This window comes from Roseateles toxinivorans (assembly GCF_004362525.1).
Classification (GTDB): domain Bacteria; phylum Pseudomonadota; class Gammaproteobacteria; order Burkholderiales; family Burkholderiaceae_C; genus Paucibacter; species Paucibacter toxinivorans.
The window spans coordinates 544,214-563,227 of sequence record NZ_SNXS01000005.1 but is presented as its reverse complement, the minus strand read 5'-3'; the positions used below and the strand labels follow the sequence as shown (position 1 = coordinate 563,227).

20 protein-coding genes and 1 other RNA gene are annotated in these 19,014 nt (G+C 65.9%); 16 read left to right on the top strand and 5 right to left on the bottom strand.

Features of this window, described 5'->3' with window-relative positions:
- Window positions 1-25: 25 nt before the first annotated feature.
- Genes DES47_RS20900 through DES47_RS20890 form a run of 3 tightly spaced genes read left to right on the top strand, consistent with a single transcriptional unit; the run spans window position 26 to window position 2,409 of the window.
- Window positions 26-883 (top strand): alpha/beta hydrolase family protein, encoded by an 858-nt coding sequence (locus DES47_RS20900; RefSeq protein WP_133702669.1) that lies wholly within the window; start codon window positions 26-28, stop codon window positions 881-883.
- A 30-nt stretch (window positions 884-913) separates the two neighbouring features.
- On the top strand, window positions 914-1,678 hold the full coding sequence (locus tag DES47_RS20895; RefSeq protein ID WP_133702668.1) for an enoyl-CoA hydratase: 765 nt from the start codon (window positions 914-916) through the stop codon (window positions 1,676-1,678).
- Window positions 1,678-2,409: an SGNH/GDSL hydrolase family protein gene (locus tag DES47_RS20890; protein ID WP_133702667.1), complete on the top strand. Its 732-nt coding sequence runs from the start codon at window positions 1,678-1,680 to the stop codon at window positions 2,407-2,409. The genes DES47_RS20895 and DES47_RS20890 overlap by 1 nt, the downstream gene beginning before the upstream one ends.
- Here the strand turns inward: DES47_RS20890 and DES47_RS20885 are convergent.
- Window positions 2,396-3,541 (bottom strand): NAD(P)/FAD-dependent oxidoreductase, encoded by a 1,146-nt coding sequence (locus tag DES47_RS20885; protein ID WP_133702666.1) that lies wholly within the window; start codon window positions 3,539-3,541, stop codon window positions 2,396-2,398. The two genes, DES47_RS20890 and DES47_RS20885, sit on opposite strands and share 14 nt — an antisense overlap.
- A complete protein-coding gene (locus tag DES47_RS20880; RefSeq protein WP_133702665.1) occupies window positions 3,541-3,963 on the bottom strand; it encodes an acyl-CoA thioesterase in 423 nt (140 codons plus the stop codon). The genes DES47_RS20885 and DES47_RS20880 overlap by 1 nt, the downstream gene beginning before the upstream one ends.
- A 109-nt stretch (window positions 3,964-4,072) precedes the next feature.
- Between DES47_RS20880 and DES47_RS20875 the strand changes: the two genes are divergently transcribed.
- The 6 genes from DES47_RS20875 (at window position 4,073) to DES47_RS20850 (ending at window position 10,097) form a co-directional block, all read left to right on the top strand.
- Window positions 4,073-5,887 carry an ABCB family ABC transporter ATP-binding protein/permease gene (locus DES47_RS20875; protein ID WP_133702664.1) on the top strand — a complete coding sequence of 605 codons (1,815 nt, stop codon included), beginning with the start codon at window positions 4,073-4,075 and terminating at the stop codon, window positions 5,885-5,887.
- 30 nt (window positions 5,888-5,917) lie between these two features.
- On the top strand, window positions 5,918-6,832 hold the full coding sequence (locus DES47_RS20870) for a LysR substrate-binding domain-containing protein (protein ID WP_133702663.1): 915 nt from the start codon (window positions 5,918-5,920) through the stop codon (window positions 6,830-6,832).
- A 142-nt stretch (window positions 6,833-6,974) separates the two neighbouring features.
- Entirely contained in the window at window positions 6,975-7,874 is a 900-nt protein-coding gene (locus tag DES47_RS20865) for an amino acid ABC transporter substrate-binding protein (RefSeq protein ID WP_133702662.1), read from the top strand.
- 106 nt (window positions 7,875-7,980) lie between these two features.
- Window positions 7,981-8,685, top strand: coding sequence for an amino acid ABC transporter permease (locus DES47_RS20860; protein ID WP_133702735.1), 705 nt, complete (start codon window positions 7,981-7,983; stop codon window positions 8,683-8,685).
- Window positions 8,682-9,353 carry an amino acid ABC transporter permease gene (locus DES47_RS20855; protein ID WP_133702661.1) on the top strand — a complete coding sequence of 224 codons (672 nt, stop codon included), beginning with the start codon at window positions 8,682-8,684 and terminating at the stop codon, window positions 9,351-9,353. Before DES47_RS20860 ends, DES47_RS20855 begins: the two co-directional genes overlap by 4 nt.
- A 9-nt stretch (window positions 9,354-9,362) precedes the next feature.
- A complete protein-coding gene (locus DES47_RS20850; protein WP_133702660.1) occupies window positions 9,363-10,097 on the top strand; it encodes an amino acid ABC transporter ATP-binding protein in 735 nt (244 codons plus the stop codon).
- Here DES47_RS20850 and DES47_RS20845 read toward each other — a convergent pair.
- A complete protein-coding gene (locus tag DES47_RS20845; protein ID WP_133702659.1) occupies window positions 10,094-10,984 on the bottom strand; it encodes a DUF4394 domain-containing protein in 891 nt (296 codons plus the stop codon). The two genes, DES47_RS20850 and DES47_RS20845, sit on opposite strands and share 4 nt — an antisense overlap.
- A gap of 110 nt (window positions 10,985-11,094) precedes the next feature.
- Here DES47_RS20845 and pyrC point away from each other — a divergent pair, with 110 nt between their 5' ends.
- The 4 genes from pyrC (at window position 11,095) to DES47_RS20825 (ending at window position 14,206) form a co-directional block, all read left to right on the top strand.
- Window positions 11,095-12,141, top strand: a complete 1,047-nt coding sequence (pyrC, locus tag DES47_RS20840) for a dihydroorotase (protein ID WP_133702658.1) — start codon at window positions 11,095-11,097, stop codon at window positions 12,139-12,141.
- Between the two features lie 11 nt (window positions 12,142-12,152).
- Entirely contained in the window at window positions 12,153-13,052 is a 900-nt protein-coding gene (locus DES47_RS20835; RefSeq protein WP_208115069.1) for an NYN domain-containing protein, read from the top strand.
- Entirely contained in the window at window positions 13,052-13,738 is a 687-nt protein-coding gene (locus DES47_RS20830; RefSeq protein WP_208115068.1) for a DUF3025 domain-containing protein, read from the top strand. Before DES47_RS20835 ends, DES47_RS20830 begins: the two co-directional genes overlap by 1 nt.
- A gap of 63 nt (window positions 13,739-13,801) precedes the next feature.
- A complete protein-coding gene (locus DES47_RS20825; protein WP_133702656.1) occupies window positions 13,802-14,206 on the top strand; it encodes a hypothetical protein in 405 nt (134 codons plus the stop codon).
- On the opposite strand, the gene cysK is transcribed toward DES47_RS20825, so the two are convergent.
- Window positions 14,173-15,090, bottom strand: a complete 918-nt coding sequence (cysK, locus tag DES47_RS20820) for a cysteine synthase A (protein WP_133702655.1) — start codon at window positions 15,088-15,090, stop codon at window positions 14,173-14,175. The genes DES47_RS20825 and cysK overlap by 34 nt on opposite strands.
- A gap of 28 nt (window positions 15,091-15,118) precedes the next feature.
- On the opposite strand from cysK, the gene rnpB reads away from it, so the two are divergent.
- An RNA gene (rnpB, locus tag DES47_RS20815) (RNase P RNA component class A) lies at window positions 15,119-15,446 on the top strand.
- Here the strand turns inward: rnpB and DES47_RS20810 are convergent.
- Window positions 15,446-16,426 carry a Gfo/Idh/MocA family protein gene (locus tag DES47_RS20810; protein WP_133702654.1) on the bottom strand — a complete coding sequence of 327 codons (981 nt, stop codon included), beginning with the start codon at window positions 16,424-16,426 and terminating at the stop codon, window positions 15,446-15,448. The two genes, rnpB and DES47_RS20810, sit on opposite strands and share 1 nt — an antisense overlap.
- 102 nt (window positions 16,427-16,528) lie before the next feature.
- On the opposite strand from DES47_RS20810, the gene DES47_RS20805 reads away from it, so the two are divergent.
- Together DES47_RS20805 and DES47_RS20800 are read left to right on the top strand one after the other, a co-directional pair.
- Window positions 16,529-17,740: a multidrug effflux MFS transporter gene (locus DES47_RS20805; RefSeq protein WP_133702653.1), complete on the top strand. Its 1,212-nt coding sequence runs from the start codon at window positions 16,529-16,531 to the stop codon at window positions 17,738-17,740.
- Between the two features lie 108 nt (window positions 17,741-17,848).
- Window positions 17,849-18,871, top strand: coding sequence for a carbonic anhydrase (locus DES47_RS20800; RefSeq protein WP_133702652.1), 1,023 nt, complete (start codon window positions 17,849-17,851; stop codon window positions 18,869-18,871).
- Window positions 18,872-19,014 lie beyond the last annotated feature (143 nt).

Genomic DNA, 19,014 nt, shown 5'->3' with positions numbered 1-19,014 from the left:
TTCTTTTGCGCAGGAGGATGGCGCCATGAGCCTCAGCTTCAAAGCCTCGGATGGGTTCGAACTCCATGGCCATTGCTATGGCGAAGCCGCCACCGCCCGCGCCGGCCTGCTGATCGCCCCAGCGATGGGCGTTGAGCAGCGCTACTACGGCGAGTTCGCGCACTGGATGGCGGCACAGGGTTATCTGGTGCTGAGCTTCGACTACCGCGGTATGGGGGCATCACGGCCCCCTGCACTGAAGCACTCGCTGCGCGGGCTCGAGGCCGACATCCACACCTGGGCCGAGCTCGATGCGGCCGCGGCGCTGGACGAGCTGTCGCGCCGTCTCGGCAACGATGCCAAGCCCATCCACTGGCTGGGCCACAGCCTCGGCGGCCAGATCCTGGGCATGCTGCCCAATCGCGGGCGCGTCAGCCGCGCCATCACCGTGGGTTGCGGCAGCGGCTACTGGCGCGAGAACGCGGTCAGCCTGCGCCGCTATGTCTGGTGGCTCTGGTATGTGATCGTGCCGCTGGCGTTGCCGCTGTGTGGCTACTTCCCGGGCCGCAAGCTGCGCAAGGTCGGCGACCTGCCGCGCGGCGTGATGGCCCAGTGGCGGCGCTGGTGCCTGGACCGCGACTACATGATGGGCGAGGGCGGTGCCGGTCTACGTGCGCAGTACGCGGCCATGAAGCTGCCCATGCTGTCGTTGTCATTCACCGATGACGAGTTCATGTCGCGGCGCAACACCGAGTCGCTGCACAGTTTCTATGCCGGCGCGCAACCCGAGATCCGGCGCATCGCGCCGAAAGACATCGGCGAACGCCGCATCGGCCATTTCGGCTTTTTCCGCAAGCACTTCCAGGCCACGCTGTGGCCGCAGGTGGCGCGGTTTTTGGCATGATCAATAGTGCAGATTGAAGGAGACAGACCCATGAGCATCAAGACCGCCACCATCAACGGCGTGGCCACGATAGAAATCGCCCGGCCCGAGAAGAAGAACGCCATCACCTCGGCGATGTACCAGGCAATGGCCGACGCCATCAATGCCGCCGCCGCCGAGCCCAGCGTGCGCGCGCTGCTGATCACCGGCCAGCCGGGCATCTTCACCTCGGGCAATGATATCGAGGACTTCATGGCCCGCCCGCCTCATGACGGCGAGGCACCGGTGTTCCAGTTCATGGAGGCGTTGATCGGCTGCGACAAGCCGGTCATCGCCGCCGTCACCGGCGGGGCGATAGGCATAGGCACGACGATGCTGCTGCATTGCGACTTCGTCTATGTGGCCGACGACGCCCGCCTGGCCATGCCCTTCGTCAGCCTGGGCCTGGTACCCGAGTTCGCGTCCAGCCTGCTGGTGCCGCAGCTGATGGGCAACCGCCGCGCGGCCGAGAAGCTGCTGCTGGGCGACCCGTTCACCGGCGAGCAGGCGGTGGAGTGCGGCATTGCCAACGCCGTGCTGCCGGCCGGTGAGGTGCTGAACCATGCACGCCGCATCGCCGAGCGCTTCAACACGTTGGCGCCCAGCGCCGTGCGCGAGAGCAAGCGCCTGATGCGCGAACCGCAGCGCGCGGCCTTGCGTGCGACCTGTCAAACCGAGGCCGAGGTCTTCGGCGCCCGCTTGCGTTCGCCTGAGGCGATGGAGGCCTTCCAGGCCTTCTTCCAGAAACGCGCACCCGACTTCACCAAGTTCTCTTGATGCTGCAGGTCGCCAAGCTGGCGCTGGCGCCGCTGCTGCTGTGGCAGGGGCGGCAGGTGCGCAGGCAGGCCCTGCGCCTGCCCGAGGCCGCCGGCCCGCGCAGCGGTATGGCGGGCAGCGGCGCCTTGGCTTTGCGCCTGCTGATCGTCGGTGACTCGGGTGGTGCGGGCGTAGGTGCCGCCACGCAGGACGAAGCGCTGGCGGGCCGCTTGGCCCAGGCGCTGGCCTTGCATCTCCAGGGCAGCGTGCACTGGCAGCTGATTGCCAGGACGGGCCACACAACGGCCGATGCGATCGCTCATCTTGCCGGGGCCGCGCTGGAACCTGCCGATGTGCTGATCACGGCCTTGGGCGTTAACGACACGGTGGCTCAGGTCTCGCCGCGCCGCTGGGCGCTGCAGCTGCAGCAGCTGCACGAACTGGCCGTGCAGCGCGCCGGCGTGCGCTACAGCCTGCACAGCGCCGTGCCGCCCATGCACGCGTTCCCGCTGCTGCCGCAACCGCTGCGCTGGCTGATGGGGGCGCACGCGATGCGCATGAACCGGATGCTGGGCCGCAGCCTGCTGGGCCAGGCCCAGCGCGGCATGCAGGCCTTGCCGCCGCATCTGCACGGCAGCGCGGCCGCCGAGCTGATGGCGCCCGATGGCTTCCATCCGGGGCCTGCCGGCTACAAGGTCTGGGGCGAGAGCCTGGCCGAGCGCATTGCCCGCGACTGGGTCAAATCACATTGACCTCGACGATGGGCCGACCCGCCGCAATGCGTTGCGGCGACAGCAGGCTCAAGTCCAGGCTTTGATAGGCGCCACGGGCGATCAGCTCGGACACGCCGCGGCCCACGCCCGGCGCATGCTGCAGGCCATGGCCCGAGAAGCCGCAAGCCAGCAGCAGATTTCCGCACTCGGCCATCGCACCGACCAGGCCGTTGTGGTCGAAGGCATTCATCTCGTAATAGCCGGCCCAGGCCCGCTGCAGACGCAGCGACTCGAAGCCCGGCACTCTTGTGGCCAGCGCCGGCCACAGCGCCTCCTCGAACAGATTCGCCTCCGGGTCCAGCGGCAGGTCGTCGCTGTCATCGAGCGGCGTGCCGCCGCAGAGGAACAGGCCTTCACCCTCGGGTCGGAACCAGAGGCCGCTCGGATCGATCAGCAGGGGCGCCAGCGCCGCCGGCTCGGGCGAGCGAAAGGCATAGACGCTGCGGCGCTTGGCCCGCACCGGCACCTCCAGCCCGCCCGTGCGGGCCAGCGCACCGGACCAGGCGCCGCAGGCGAGCACAAAGACATCGGATTCAATCACCTCGTCCGAACCGGCCAGGCGGATGCCCTGCAGCGAGCCATCCGCGGCGCGGTGGAGCGCTCGAACCTCCGCCTGCTGATAGCGCACACCCTGGGCGATGGCCTTCTTGCGGAAGTGCTGCAGCAGCGCCCAGCCATCGAACCAGCCCTCGCCGCTGCGACCCCAGGCACCCAGGGCCAGGTCTTGCACCGTCAGCCAGGGCCAGCGCGCCTGAAGCTCGGACGGGTTCATCAATACGATGTCGGCGCCCTGGGCGTTCTGCATCGCCTGATTGGCGCGCAGGGTGGCCTCGCCCTCGGGCGTGGCGAGATACAGATAGCCCTGCTCGGTGAAGCCAAAGTCCTCGTCCAGCCCGCGCAGATACTGCAGGCCGTACAGCGACAGATCGATATTGAGCGGCGTCGAGAACTGCTGGCGTATCGAGGCCGCCGACAGGGCCGACGAGGCCTGTGCGTAGGTGGCGTCGCGTTCGATCACCAGGATCTCGCCCTGCCACTGCGGGTCGGCGCTCAGAAACGCGGCAATGGCGCTGCCTATCGCCCCACCGCCAAGAATCACCACTCTTTTCATCAACCCACCAACTTGAACGGCCGGGGCTGGCCCTCGTTATCTATGGCCACATAGGTCAGCTGCGCCTCGGTGACCTTGACCACGTGGGGGTCGACGGGATTGCGTTCGGCGATCACCTCGACCTGCACGGTGATCGAGGTGCGGCCGACGCGGGTCACCTGCACATAGAAGGACAGCAGGTCGCCGATGGACACCGGTTGCTTGAACAGAAACTCCTTCACCGCCACGGTGGCGACGCGGCCGCGCGACAGGCGGGCCGGCAGCACCGAGCCGGCAATGTCCACCTGGGCCATGATCCAGCCGCCGAACACGTCGCCGTTGTGGTTGGCATCGGCCGGCATCGGCATCACGCGCAAGGCCAGTTCGCGGGGGAATTGCGGTATCGCATCGGGCGAGCTGCTTGAAATCGGGGCATCGGTCATGATGTAGGCCTTCTTTTGACTGGGGGGACAGACCGCGAAGTGTTCTGTGCTCAAAAAGAGTTCTCCCTATTCTTTCACGACCAAGCCACAAGCAAGTTCTGCGCCCCACATGCCCCCCCATACCGCCGCCACCGCCAGCACCACGCCAGCCGCCACCCGTTCCGACTGGGGCACGCTGCAAAAACTGTTCCCCTATCTGTGGCGCTACCGCTGGCGGGTGAGCATTGCGCTTGGGTTTCTGGTCGCGGCCAAGCTGGCCAATGTGGGCGTTCCCCTGCTGCTCAAGCAGCTGATCGACACGCTGGCGATCAAGCCCGGTGACCCGCAGGCGCTGCTGGTGCTGCCGCTGGGGTTGCTGCTGGCCTATGGTGGCTTGAGGCTGACGACCTCGCTGTTCACCGAGCTGCGCGAACTGATCTTTGCCAAGGCCACCGAGGGCACGGCGCGCAGCATCTCGCTGCAGGTGTTCCGCCATCTGCATGATCTGAGCCTGCGTTTTCATCTGGAGCGCCAGACCGGGGGCATGACGCGCGATATCGAGCGCGGTACAAGGGCGGTGCATTCGCTGATCTCGTACTCGCTGTACAGCATCCTGCCCACGCTGCTGGAAGTGACCCTGGTGCTGGTCCTGCTGGCGGTGAAGTTCGACGTCTGGTTTGCCGGCATCACCATCATCGCGCTGGTGTTCTACGTGACGTTCACCATCCTGGTGACCGAGTGGCGCACCAAGTTCCGCAAGCTGCTCAACGAGCTGGACTCGGTGGCACACACCAAGGCCATCGACGCGCTCTTGAACTACGAAACGGTCAAGTACTTCAACAATGAAGACTTCGAGGCAAAGCGCTACGACGAAAGCCTGGAGAAGCTGCGGCGCGCGCAGCTGAAGTCACAGTCCACGCTGTCGCTGCTGAATACCGGTCAGCAGATGATCATCGCCATTGCCCTGGTGGCGATGCTGTGGCGGGCGACGCAGGGCGTGGTCGATGGCCGCATGACCCTGGGCGATCTGGTGATGATCAACGCCTTCATGATCCAGCTCTATATCCCGCTGAACTTCCTGGGCGTGATCTACCGCGAGATCAAGCAGGGCCTGACCGATCTGGACAAGATGTTCAGCCTGCTGGAGCGCGAGCGCGAGGTGGCCGATGCGCCCGGCGCCAAGCCGCTGGCCGTGCACGGCGCGACCGTGCGCTTCGAGAGGGTGCGCTTTGCCTACGACCCGGCCCGCGAGATCCTGCACGAGATCAGCTTCGAGATCCCGGCCGGCAAGAAGGTCGCCGTGGTCGGCCCAAGCGGTTCGGGCAAGTCGACCCTGGCGAGGCTGCTGTATCGCTTTTATGATGTGGACGAGGGCCGCATCACCATCGACGGCCAGGATGTGCGCCAGGTCACCCAGGCCAGCCTGCGCCGCGCCATCGGCATCGTGCCCCAGGACACGGTGCTGTTCAATGACACGGTGGCCTACAACATCGCCTATGGTCAGCCGGGTGCCTCGCGCGAGCAGATCGAGGCGGCGGCGAGTGCGGCCCATATTCACGACTTCATCGCCTCCACGCCCAAGGGCTACGAGACCATGGTCGGTGAGCGCGGCCTCAAGCTCAGCGGCGGCGAGAAGCAGCGGGTGGCCATCGCCCGCACGCTGCTGAAGAACCCACCGATCCTGATCTTCGACGAGGCCACCTCGGCCCTGGATTCCAGCAACGAGCGGGCCATACAGGGCGAGCTGGAGGCCGCGGCGCAGGACAAGACGGTGCTGGTGATCGCCCACCGCCTTTCCACCGTGGTGGACGCGCACGAGATCCTGGTCATGGAGCGCGGCCACATCATCGAACGGGGCAATCATCAGCGGCTGATGGAGATGGGCGGCAGGTACGCCCAGATGTGGCGCCTGCAACAGGCTGGAGGTGACCCGGCTCCGGCCTGACCTCGGGCCCCGGCCCGCTACACTGCCGCCGTGGACACCAAATGGTTAGAAGATTTCGTCAGTCTGGCCGAGACGCGCAGTTTCTCGCGCTCCGCCCAGCTCAGGCATGTGACCCAGCCCGCGTTCTCGCGCCGCATCCAGGCGCTGGAGGCCTGGGCCGGCGTGGATCTGGTGGACCGGTCCTTTTATCCGACCCGGCTGACGCCGGCCGGCAGCACCTTTCTGGCCCAGGCGATCGAGATCCTGGGCAATCTGCAGGCCACCCGCAATATGATGCGCAGCCACCAGGTGGCGGGCCAGGACATGATCGAATTCGCGCTGCCCCACTCGCTGGCCTTCAGCTTCTTCCCGCACTGGCTGATGGACCTGCGGCGCAGCTTCGGCGAGCTCAACTGCCGGCTCAATGCCCTGAACGTGCACGATGCGGTGATGCAGCTGACCGAGGGCAATTGCGACCTGCTGATCGCCTATCACCACCCCAGCCAGCCGCTGCAGCTGGACCCGGAGCGCTACGAGATGCTGTCGCTGGGCCATGAGACGGTGGCCGCCTATGCCAAGGCGGGCAGGGACGGCAGGCCGCTGTTCCAGCTGCCCGGCGCGCCCGGCCACAGCGTGCCCTTCCTCAGCTATGCCGCTGGAGCCTATCTGGGCCGCATGGTCGAGCTGATCGCGAAGGCCTCGCCGGTGCCGCTGAAGTTCGACGTGATCTACGAGACGGACATGGCCGAGGGCCTGAAGGCGATGGCGCTGGAAGGCCACGGCCTGGCTTTTCTGCCGGCCAGCTCGGTCAAGCAGGACCTGCAGGCCGGGCGCCTGGTGCGTGCCAGCGCTGAGGGCCAGTACGAGTTGACGATGGAATTGCGCATCTACCGCGAGCGGCCCGAGCTGGCTCGGCGGGCCAAACCCGTGGCCAAGGCGCTGTGGGCCTACCTGACGGCGCACTGATGGTCAAAGAAAGCCCCACGGTGGTGCCAGCATTCGGGCACGAAACCTGCAAATGAGTAAAACTCCGTAGACGCAAACCCGTTCCGGCGTGGTCTGCTGCGCCCTTTCAGATTGAACCTTGTTGAACTCCAGAGGAGACCCCATGAAGAAGTCACTGCTTGTTTTGGCCGCTGCCATGTCCTGCGCCACCGGCCTGGTGCATGCTGAAGACACGCTGAAGAAGATCAAGGACAGCGCGTCCGTCACCATGGGTGTGCGCGAGTCCTCCGGCCTGTCGTTCACGCTGGGCAATGGCGTCTATACCGGCTTCCATGTGGAAGTCTGCCAAAAGGCGCTGGCCGACATCCAAAAGCAGCTGGGCCTGGCCAAGCTGGACATCAAGTACCAGCCGGTGACCTCGCAGAACCGCATCCCGCTGGTGCAGAACGGCACCGTGGACCTGGAGTGCGGCTCCACCACCAACAACGCCACCCGCCAGAAGGACGTGGCCTTTGCCATCACCACCTATGTCGAGGAAGTGCGCATGGTCGTGAAGGCCAATTCGGGCATCAACTCGATCAACCAGCTCAATGGCAAGACGGTCGCCACCACCACCGGCACCACCTCGGTGCAGACCCTGCGCAAGCATGAGCGCGCCACCGGCGTGGACTTCAAGGAAGTGTTCGGCAAGGATCACGCCGACAGCTTCCTGCTGCTGGAATCGGGCCGTGCCGACGCCTTCGTGATGGACGGCTCCATCCTGGCCGCCAATATCGCCAAGGCCAAGAACCCGGCCGACTTCAAGATCGCAGGCGAAGTGCTGTCGGTCGAGCCGATCGCCATCATGATGCGCAAGGACGATCCCGCCTTCAAGAAGGCCGTGGACGACAGCATCAAGGCGATGATCAAGTCCGGTGACCTGGCCAAGCTGTGGGACAAGTGGTTCCTGCAACCGATCCCGCCCGCCAACGTCAAGGTCGGTCTGGCGCTGAACGACAACACCAAGGCTGCCTGGGCCAACCCGAACGAAAAGCCGATGGAAGACTACGCGGTCAAGAAGTAAGGCTGTGAGTTCGCGGTCGCGGTCGGATCCTCCCACTCGGAAGGCCGGCCGCGATTGTTCTTTGTGGAGCCGGCTTCAACGCGGCTGAGGAGGGCGGTTCGTGGGAATGACATGGGACTGGCAGGTATTCCTGCTCGACACCGGTGGGGGGCGAACCTACCTGGAATGGCTGATGTCGGCCTGGGGCTGGACCCTGTCCGTCGGCCTTAGCGCGCTCGTCGTCGCGCTGCTGGTGGGCACCCTGATGGGCATTCTGCGCACCGTGCCGAACAAGGCGCTTGCGATGCTGGGCGAATGCTGGACCGAGCTGTTCCGCAACATCCCGCTGCTGGTGCAGTTGTTCCTCTGGTACCACGTGCTGCCGTCGATCTTTCTGTCGCTGCGCGAGATACCGAGCTTTGTGCTGGTGGTATTTGCTCTGGGTTTCTTCACCTCGGCGCGTATCTCCGAGCAGATCAAGGCCGGCATACGATCGCTGCCCACCGGCCAGCGTTACGCCGGCCTGGCCATGGGCCTGACCCTGCCGCAGACCTATCGCTATGTGCTGATGCCGATGGCCTTTCGCGTCGTCATCCCGCCGCTGACCAGCGAGGCAATGAACATCATCAAGAACTCGTCGGTGGCCTTTGCCGTCAGCATTGCCGAGCTGACGATGTTCGCGATGCAGGCGCAGGAAGAGACCTCGCGCGGCATCGAGGTCTATCTGGCCGTGACCGGCCTGTACTTCATCTCGGCCTTTGCCATCAACCGCATCATGCTGTTCATTGAAGAGCGCGTGCGGGTCCCCGGCGCTGCAGGCGGAGGCAAATGATGCTCAATCTCGACTTTGCCTTCCTGAACTGGAGCGTGATCTCCGGCTTCATCGCCAAGGGCCTGATCTTCTCCGTCCAGCTGACCCTGGTGGCCATGATCGGCGGCATCGTGCTGGGCACGATTTTGGCGATGATGCGGCTGTCCGGCATCAAGTGGCTGGTAATGCCGGCGGCGTTCTATGTGAACACGCTGCGCTCGATCCCGCTGGTGATGGTGATACTGTGGTTCTTCCTGCTGATACCGCTGCTGATCGGCAAGCCCATGGGCGCGGAGTTGTCGGCCATCATCACCTTCACGGTGTTCGAGGCGGCCTACTACTCGGAGATCATGCGCGCCGGCATCCAGTCGGTGTCGCGCGGCCAGGTGCAGGCGGCCCAGGCGGTGGGCATGACCTATGGCCAGAGCATGCGCTTCATCGTGCTGCCCCAGGCCTTCCGCAATATGCTGCCGGTGCTCCTGACCCAGACCATCATCCTGTTCCAGGACACCTCGCTGGTCTATGCCATCGGCGCCTATGACCTGCTCAAGGGCTTCGAGGTTGCCGGCAAGAACTTCAACCGACCGGTCGAAACCTATCTCGTCGCCGCCGTCGTTTACTTCGTGATCTGCTTCAGCCTGTCGATGCTAGTCCGTCGCTTGCAGAAGAAGATCCAAATCATCCGTTGAGACTCCGCCATGATTGATATCAAAAACGTCTCCAAGTGGTACGGCAGCTTCCAGGTGCTGACCGACTGCACGACCAGCATCAAGGCCGGCGAGGTGGTGGTGGTCTGCGGGCCCTCGGGCTCGGGCAAGTCCACGCTGATCAAGACGGTGAACGCGCTGGAGCCCATACAGAAGGGCGACATCGTGGTGGACGGCATCTCGATCGCCGCACCAGGCACCGACCTGCCCAAGCTGCGCTCGCGCGTGGGCATGGTGTTCCAGAACTTCGAGCTGTTCCCGCACCTGTCGGTGACCGAGAACCTGACCCTGGCCCAGATCAAGGTGCTGGGCCGCAATCTGGACGACGCCAAAGCGCGCGGCCTGAAGATGCTGGACCGCGTCGGCCTGATGGCGCAGAAGGACAAATTCCCCGGCCAGCTGTCCGGTGGTCAGCAGCAGCGTGTGGCGATTGCCCGCGCGCTGTCGATGGACCCGATCGTGATGCTGTTCGACGAACCGACCTCGGCGCTGGACCCCGAGATGGTCGGCGAGGTGCTGGACGTCATGGTGGCCCTGGCCCAGGAGGGCATGACGATGATGTGCGTGACCCACGAAATGGGCTTTGCGCGCAAGGTCAGCCACCGCGTCATCTTCATGGACGCCGGCAGAATAGTCGAGGACTGCAAGAAGGACGAGTTCTTCGGCAACCCCGACGCGCGTTCGCCTCGGGCCAAGGACTTTCTGTCAAAGATCTTGCAACATTAAGGCTCGATCGCCGCTCCCACCAGGGCCTCGCCGCCGGCCACCGTGCCGATCAACGTCGCCTTGCCGGTGGCCAGATCGATACGGTACCAGCTGGACTTTGCGCCGCTGCTGATTGCCGTGTAGGCCGCGTTCGACAGGTCCGAGATGTCCAGGGTGGCGCGCTCGAAGCTGCCCAGGCCCAGCGAGCCCACGGTGTAGAGCCGGCCGGTGTTGGGCGACACGGCGGGCATCACGCCCTCGCGCGTGCCCTGATGCACCAGCAGGCCCTGCTTGCCGTCCAAGGCGTAGTTGGTGGTGATCTTGTCGTTAGTCTTGTTGTAGGTGTAGCCGGCGGCCACCACCGCGGGTGCCTTGCCGGCATTGGTGTCTGCTGCGTCATAGGCCAGCTTGCCGTCGAACTGCACGCCGGGCTGATCGACATTGCCGTCGACGATGGCGCCCGTGTCGGGATGCAGGCGCAGATTGAAGCCGGCATCATTGACGACGCGGATGCGGTCCACCGTCGGGTTGAAGTCGAAGCCCCATTCGGTCGCCCCGTCCTTGGGAAGGGCCGAGGGGGTGCCGATGGCGCTGACACTGCCGTCGGCGGTGTTGATGCGGTAGAGCTGACCGCTGGCGCCCAGTGCGAACAGCTGGCCGCGGGCCACGCGGTAGTCGATGCCCAGCAGCCGCTCCTGAGCGGTCAGGCCGGTCAGGGCCTTGCTGCTGAGCAGCTTCTGCGGCTGGCCGGCATTGAACTGGATCAGCTTGTTCGAGCTGGTCACGGCGTAAATCATCTCCTTGGCCGGCGGGCCCATGGTTTCGGGTGTGGCGCAGGCGGCCAGCAGCGAAACGGTGGCGACGGTGGCCAGCGAGAGGGCGGACAGGGCAAGGCGGCGATGGGGCATGGCGGCTCCGAGTGTTGATGCGCGATAGTGCGCGCTGGCTGGTACGCATGTTGCCCAAAAAGGGATGCAATGAGGGGCTAATCCCCCTCCAGAGTTTGGGACAATGCAGCATGGCCTCTACCACCACCTCGCAAGAGCTGCACCTCACCCGCCCCGACGACTGGCATCTGCATGTGCGCGACGGCGCCGCGATGCAAAGCGTCGTGCCCTACACGGCGCGCCAGTTCGGCCGTGCCATCATCATGCCCAATCTGCGCCCGCCCATCACCACGGCCGCGCAGGCCCTGGCCTACCGCGAGCGCATCGTCGCGGCGGTGCCCGATGGATCGGCCTTCGAGCCGCTGATGACGCTGTACCTGACCGACAATACCCCGCCCGACGAGATCGCCCGGGCCAAGGACGCCGGCGTGGTCGCGCTGAAGCTCTATCCTGCGGGCGCTACCACCAATAGCGACGCCGGCGTGACCGATGTGCGCAAGACCTACAAGACCCTGGAGGCGATGCAGCGCGCAGGGCTCCTGCTGCTGGTCCATGGCGAAGTGACTGCCGGTGACATCGATGTGTTCGACCGCGAGGCCGTGTTCATCGACCAGGTGATGCGACCGCTACGTGCCGACTTCCCAGAGCTGAAAGTGGTGTTCGAGCACATCACGACCAAGGAAGCGGCCCAGTATGTGGCCGGGGCCGATGCCTTCACCGCCGCCACCTTGACGCCCCAGCATTTGCTGTTCAACCGCAACGCCATCTTCACCGGGGGCCTGCGCCCGCATTACTACTGCCTGCCGGTGCTCAAGCGCGAGGAGCACCGCCTGGCGCTGCTGGCAGCAGCTACCTCGGGCAGCGAGAAGTTCTTCCTCGGCACCGATAGCGCGCCGCATGCGGCCCAGCTGAAGGAGCAGTCGGTCTGCGGTGCTGGCTGCTTCACCGCATTGTCGGCGCTGGAGCTCTATGCGCAGGCCTTTGAGCAGGCAGGCGCGCTCGACAAGTTTGAAGCCTTTGCCAGCTTCAACGGCCCGGCCTTCTATGGCCTGCCGCGCAACACCGGCACCGTGACGCTGCGCAAGGAGAGCTGGACCCTGCCTGAGGCCGTGGCCTTTGGCGACGCCCGGCTCAAGCCGCTGTGCGGCGGTGAATCCCTGGCCTGGCGCCAGATCTGAATCGAGACCCCATGAACCAAATCCCCGGCCGTGAACACCGCATCGCCCTGCTGATCGACGCAGACAATGCTCCCAGCAGCAAGATAGCCGTGATCCTTGCCGAGCTGGCCAAGAGTGGTGTGACCAATGTGCGCCGCGCCTACGGCAACTGGAAGAAGAGCGAGTTGAAGGGCTGGGAGGCGGCGTTGCACGAGTACGCGATTCGCCCGATCCAGCAGTTCGATTACAGCAAGGGCAAGAACGCCACCGATATGGTGATGGTCATCGACGCACTTGACCTGCTCTACACCGACCGGCCCGAGGCCTTCGGCATCGTCTCGTCCGACGCCGACTTCACGCCCCTGGTCATGCACCTGCGCGCCAAGGGGGCCACCGTCTATGGCTTTGGTGCCAAGAAGACGCCCGAACCCTTCGTCAACGCCTGCTCGCGCTTTCTCTATCTGGAGAACCTGGGCCAGGTGAGCGCCGCGCCGCGCGAGGCTATGGCGGCCGAGAAGCCCACGGCCGCTGCACCAGCCAAGAAGTCTGCCGCCCGCAAGACACCGGCCTCGAAGACCAAGGCCGCTGCGGTGGTGGACCCGGTGGCCGAGGTGATGGCCGACATCATCGCCAGCAGCGCGCAAGAACCGCCCCCCCCGCTGCGCCTGGACGCCACGGCACTGAAGCGCGACGCGCGCCTGGTCAGCCTGCTGCGCAATGCGGTCGAATCGGCGGCCGGCGAGGACGGTTGGTCGGCGCTAGGCTCGGTGGGTCAGCAGATCGGCAACCAGGCCTCGTTCGACCCGCGCAACTACGGTTACCGCAAGCTGATCGACCTGATCGAAGCGACCCAGCTGTTCGAGCTGGACCGCCGCGGCAGCCAGTTCGTGCTGCGCGAGAAACCTCAGCAGGCCCGCAGCGGCCGGAGGTGATGCTGGAGGGCATAGTCTGGGAACGGCCCTGGCTCGCGCCGTATCGCGAGCGGGGCCAGCGGGTTGCGGCCCAGTTGTTGCGTGGCAGCTCGGTCTCCGAGGCCTTGAACGCGCAGGCTCCTGACCTCGATCTGCCCTTGTTCGTGCCGCAATCCGAGCTGCCGGAGGGCAGTGCCTACGAGGCCTTCATCTTCGACACCGGTCGCGTGCCCACGCGCGACAATCTGCACGATTTCTTCAATGGCCTGATCTGGTTGCATCACCCGGGATTGAAGCGCCGGCTGAACGCCCTGCAGGCGGCCGAGATCGCCGCCCAGGGTTTGGGCAGCCAGCGCGGCGCGGTGCGTGATGCGCTGACGCTGTTCGATGAGAACGCTGCTCTGCTGCAAGCGCCTGAACCCTTGCTCGATGCATTGAGGCAACGGGACTGGCAGCGCCTGTTCATGCAGCTGCGCCCGCTGTGGGCTCAGGCCCGCCTGCAACTGTTCGGCCATGCGCTGCTGGAGAAGCTCGTGCGGCCGCGCAAACCCATCACCGCCCATGTCTGGGTAGACGGCGGCGCGCGGCCCGATGCCAAGCCCTTCGCGCCGCTGCCGGTGCTCGGTGTGCCGGGCTGGTGGGCCGGCAACGAGGCGCCGGGCTTCTATGCCGACGCGGCAGTCTTCCGCCCGCCCCGGGTCTTGTAGCCCGCCCGGGTGGGGCGCAGAATCCCGGCAGCCCGAGACCCGGGCGCCGAGGAGCACCACAACATGTTCAGCGCTACCCTGGATCGCCGCTTCCCGCTGATTCTGCGCATCAGCGGCATCGTCACCATGCTGGCCGGCCTGCAGTTCCTCGGCCCGGCGGAGTTCCTGGGCGCCCTGGGCATGAAGGTCGGTGACAGCACCGGCCTGTTCTATGCCCGCCACTGGGGCGCCCTGGTGCTGTGCCTGGGCGCCCTGATCGTCGCCGCCGCCAGCCGCCCGGCGCTGCGCGTGCCGGTGGTGGCCGCCGCCGCGGCCGAGAAGCTGGCCCTGGTGGTGATGGTGATGCTGGCCTGGCAAGACCCGGCCCTGGCCGGGCTGCATGGCGCGGCGGTGTTCGACGCGGTCTGTGTGCTGCTCTATGCGCTGTGGCTGCTTCAGGCCGGCAAGAAACCCTCGATCGACAGATAGCGCTCGCCGGTGTCGTAGTTGAAGCCCAGCACGGTGGCACCGGCTGGCAGGTCGGGCAGCTTCTGCGCGATCGCGGCCAGCGTGGCGCCGCTGGAGATGCCCACCAGCAGGCCCTCTTCGGTGGCGCAGCGCCGCGCATAGTCCTTGGCTGCCTCGGCCTCGACCTGGATCACGCCGTCCAGCAGGGCGGTGTGCAGATTGGTCGGGATGAACCCCGCGCCTATGCCTTGAATCGGGTGCGGGCTGGGCTGGCCGCCGCTGATCACCGGGCTGGCGCTGGGCTCGACGGCAAACACCTTCAGCTTGGGCCAGGCCGCCTTCAGCACCTGGGCGCAGCCGGTGATGTGGCCGCCGGTGCCCACGCCGGTGATCAGCGCGTCCAGGCCATCGGGGAAGTCACGCAGGATTTCCTGTGCCGTGGTCTTCACGTGGATGGCGATATTGGCCGGGTTCTCGAATTGCTGCGGCATCCAGGCGCCGGGTGTCTGGGCGACCAATTCCTGGGCGCGGGCGATAGAGCCCTTCATGCCCAGCGCGCGGGGCGTCAGATCAAAGCTCGCGCCATAGGCCAGCATCAGGCGGCGGCGCTCGATCGACATGCTGTCGGGCATCACCAGCACTATTTTGTAGCCCTTGACCGCCGCCACCATGGCCAGGCCGATGCCGGTATTGCCCGAGGTCGGCTCGATGATGGTGCCGCCGGGCCGCAGCTTGCCGCTGGCCTCTGCCTCCTCGACCATGGACAGCGCGATGCGATCCTTGATCGAGCCGCCCGGGTTGCTGCGCTCGGACTTCACCCAGACCTGATGGCTGTCACCGAACAGCCGGTTGATGCGAATGTGGGGCGTGTTCCCGATGGTGGCAAGGACGTTGTCGGCTTTCATCTCTAGGCTCCTGCGATAATGGCGATGTGAAGCAAGCCAGACCGTCGCTGGTGCAAGCATGGAAACATGGCACTGGAGGAAGGTCCGGACTGCATAGAGCAGCGTAGCAGCTAACGGCTGCCCACCGCGAGGTGAGGATTAGAGCAACAGAGACGAGCCGGTTAAGTCCGGGTGAAACGGGCAATCTCTACGCGCAGCAACACCAAGTAGGCCAGCGTTGATGCGGCTCGCAGAGCTGGCGGGTAGGTGGCACCGAGCCGGGCAGTGATGTCCGGCCAAGAGGAATGACGGTCACGCACCCGGCTTCGCAAGAGGCCGGGCGTGCACAGAATCCGGCCTATCGGCTTGCTTCACACTATTTTCCTGTCAGGAGAGCCTCTATGGTCTCCTGCACGGCCAGCGCCTCGGCAAAGCGGGGCAGGCCATGGGACTGGCCATCGACCATGGCGGCCCAGTGATCCAGCTGCGAGCGCTGGCTTTGCTGGCGCAATTGGTCGCTGCTGGCGGCCGATACCGGGGCCCAGGCGCCGTCGTTGCCCAGGCGCTGGCTGAGGCCGAACCATTCCTGCAGTCGCAGCCCGCCCTGGCTGCCGGTGACCGTGACACGGTTCACATCGGCCACATCGCCGCGCACGGCGGCGTCGATATGCACCGGCACACCGCGCATACGCAGTTCGGCTTTCAGCGAGGTCTCGGCCAGACGGCCATCGGCCGGGTAGGCGGCTTGCGCAGCCACTACTTCCGCCGGCCCCAGCACATGCTGCAGCACGAAGATGAAGTGCGAGAGCACCTCGCGCGAGAAGCCACCCTCGACCCGCTCGCTGAGCCAGGCGCCCGCGCCGCTTTGCCAGGGGCGCGGCCAGGCGGCGAAGGACAACTCGATCGTGATGCCTTGCCAGTCACCCAGCGAGCCATCCGTCCAGGCCGATTTCAAGGCCTGCAGACCGGGCGACGAGGCGAGCGAGAAGTTGACCGCGTCGCGCCGACCTTCAGCCGTGATCCGCGCGATGGTTCGGCGGGCGCCATCGAAATCGGTGGTCAGCGGCTTTTCGCACAGCACCGCCAAGTCGGCGTCGAAGGCGGCATTGGCCAGCGCCAGGTGAGCGGCCGGCGGTGTGGCGATGTAGGCGGTGTGCAGGCCGGGCGTTGCCAGCAGGGCCTCGGCGCTGTTGGCGGCGCGCAGCTGCGGATAGGCCTGCAGCGTCTGCTGCAGCGCGAGCGCGTTGGCGTCCCACACCAGGGTGGGGCGCAGGCGGTCGTGGCCTTTCAGGCGCTCCAGCATGCGCTGGCCCATCACGCCCAGGCCGATCACGCCGATGTTCAGAATCTCAGTCATGTGGTGCACCCCCAGCAGGCAAAGTCGCCCAGTTTAGGGGCGTGCGCGCAGCGATGTGTTCGTCAGCCGCCCGCGGCAGGGCGGCCGTTACACTGCCGCCAGATGAATCCGAACGCGAACACGCTGTGGCGCGCCCCCCGCTGGGCCCTGTCCGTGCTGCTGGCCTGCCTGGCCATGATCGGCCCGTTCTCGATCGACACCTATCTGCCCGCCTTTTCCGGCATCGCCGCCGCGCTGAACGCCACGCCGCTGGAGATGCAGCAGACGCTGTCGGCCTATCTGTTCGGTTTTGCCGTGATGAATCTGTTCCACGGTGCGCTGTCCGACAGCCTGGGCCGTCGGCCCGTGGTGCTAGTCGGCCTGGCCATCTTCACCCTTGCCTCGGTGGGCTGCGCTTTGAGCAGCAGCATCGGTCAGCTGGTCTTCTTCCGCGCGCTGCAGGGCATGTCGGCGGGGGCGGGCATCGTCGTGTCGCGAGCCATAATCCGTGACATGTTCCCGCCGGCCGATGCGCAGCGGGTGATGTCCCAGGTGACGATTTTCTTCGGCGTGGCGCCGGCCATCGCGCCCATAGTTGGCGGCTTTCTGTTCGTGCATGCCGACTGGCATTCGATTTTCTGGTTCCTGACCGGGGTCGGCGCGCTGCTGCTGATCGCCAACTGGCGCCTGCTGCCCGAGACCCTGCATGCCGATCAGAAGCAGCCCTTCGAGGTGCGCCACCTGATGCGCGGCTACTGGGAGCTGTGCTCCAGCCCGCGCTTTCTGCTGCTGGCCATGGCCAGCGGCATACCGTTCAATGGCATGTTTCTCTACGTGCTGTCGGCACCGGTGTTCCTGGGCGAGCTGCTGCATATGGGGCCGACGCAGTTCTGGTGGTTCTTCTGCATCACCATCGGCGGCATCATGGCCGGCGCCTTCCTGAGCGGGCGCCTGGCCGGCCGGGTCAAGGCCCGCCACCAGATCCGCCACGGCTTCGTCATCATGATCCTGGTCTCGGCCGTCAATGTGGTCCTGAACCTGCTGTTCACCCCGCACGCGGCCTGGGCGCTTCTGCCCATCGGCGTGTTTGCCTTCGGCTGGGCGCTGATGGTGCCGGTGGTGACCCTGATGGTGCTGGATCTGGCGCCGGACCGGCGCGGCATGGCCTCGTCGCTGCAGGCCTGCATAGGCAGCGCCGCCAACGGCCTGGTGGCCGGTGTGATCGCGCCGCTGGTGATGCATTCGGCCATCCAGCTGGCGCTGACCTCGATGGGCATGATGTGCATAGGATTGGTGGCCTGGATCTGGGTCAAGCCGCAGCTGCCGCGGGATTGACCTGCCGTTCGGCACGATTCAAGCTGGAGGCCGGTCCTGCCGAAAACCTCCCGACGAGCCCCGTTTCTTGAGGCGCCACCAGGCGCTGCGGGGCCAGGAGTTCAGGTGATGCGAGAGATACGATCCGCTGCGTTGAGTCTGGCCTGCTGCGTGCTGCTGGGCTCTGCCATGGCGAATGAGCCGGTGGCGCCGGTCAAGAAGGCGCCGGCCAAGGCCGCCATCAAGACCGAGACCAAGCAGGAGTCCGGCACCGAGGCCAAGCCGGCCGCCAGTGCCTCGCGCGGTGCCGATGAATCGCTGGACAGCCTGCGCATGAAGCTGGCCGAGCGCCTGGGCACCAAGCCCGATGGCGCCCCGGGCCAGATGCAGCTGACCACCAAGGGCGGGGCCGCCGCTGCCGAGCCCTCGGGCCGCAAGGGTGCGAAGCCAGCCACTGCAGCCACGGGCCATGGTGCCGAGATCCATTGGGCGTATGAGGGCCAGGGCGGCCCCGAGCGCTGGGGCCAGCTGCGCCCCGACTTCAACAAATGCGCCACCGGCACGCGCCAGAGCCCGATCGACATTCGCGAGGGCATTGCCGTCGATCTGGAGCCGATAGGCTTCGACTACAAGCCCAGCAACTTCTCGGTCATCGACAACGGCCACACGGTACAGGTCAACGTTGCCCAGGGCAATTCGATCCAGATCATGGGCCGGCGCTACGAGCTCTTGCAGTTCCACTTCCACCGCCCCAGCGAGGAGCGCATCAATGGCCGCCAGTTCGACATGGTCGCTCACCTGGTGCACAAGGACAGCGAGGGCCGCCTGGCCGTGGTCGCCGTGCTGCTGGACCGCGGCTCGACCCATGCGCTGATACAGACCGTCTGGGCCAATCTGCCGCTGGAGAAGAACGAGCTGTTGCAGGCCCAGGTCACCTTGGACCTGAACCAGCTGCTGCCGGAGAGCCGGCTCTACTACACCTATATGGGTTCGCTGACCACGCCGCCCTGTAGCGAAGGCGTGCTGTGGATGGTGTTGAAGCAGCCGGTGCAGGTGTCGAACCAGCAGATCAATATCTTCTCGCGGCTGTACCCGATGAACGCGCGGCCGGTGCAGCCGTCGCAGGGGCGGTTGATCAAGGAGTCAAACTAATGACCTTGCGGGTCAGACCTTTAGCTCTGACCCCAACTCGCTGGACGCCTTGCGGGTCAGACCTTTAGCTCTGGCCCCAACTGACTGGATGTGTCGAACCCGACACAAACCAGCGATACCACCGAAACAGCCGGCAGGTTCAA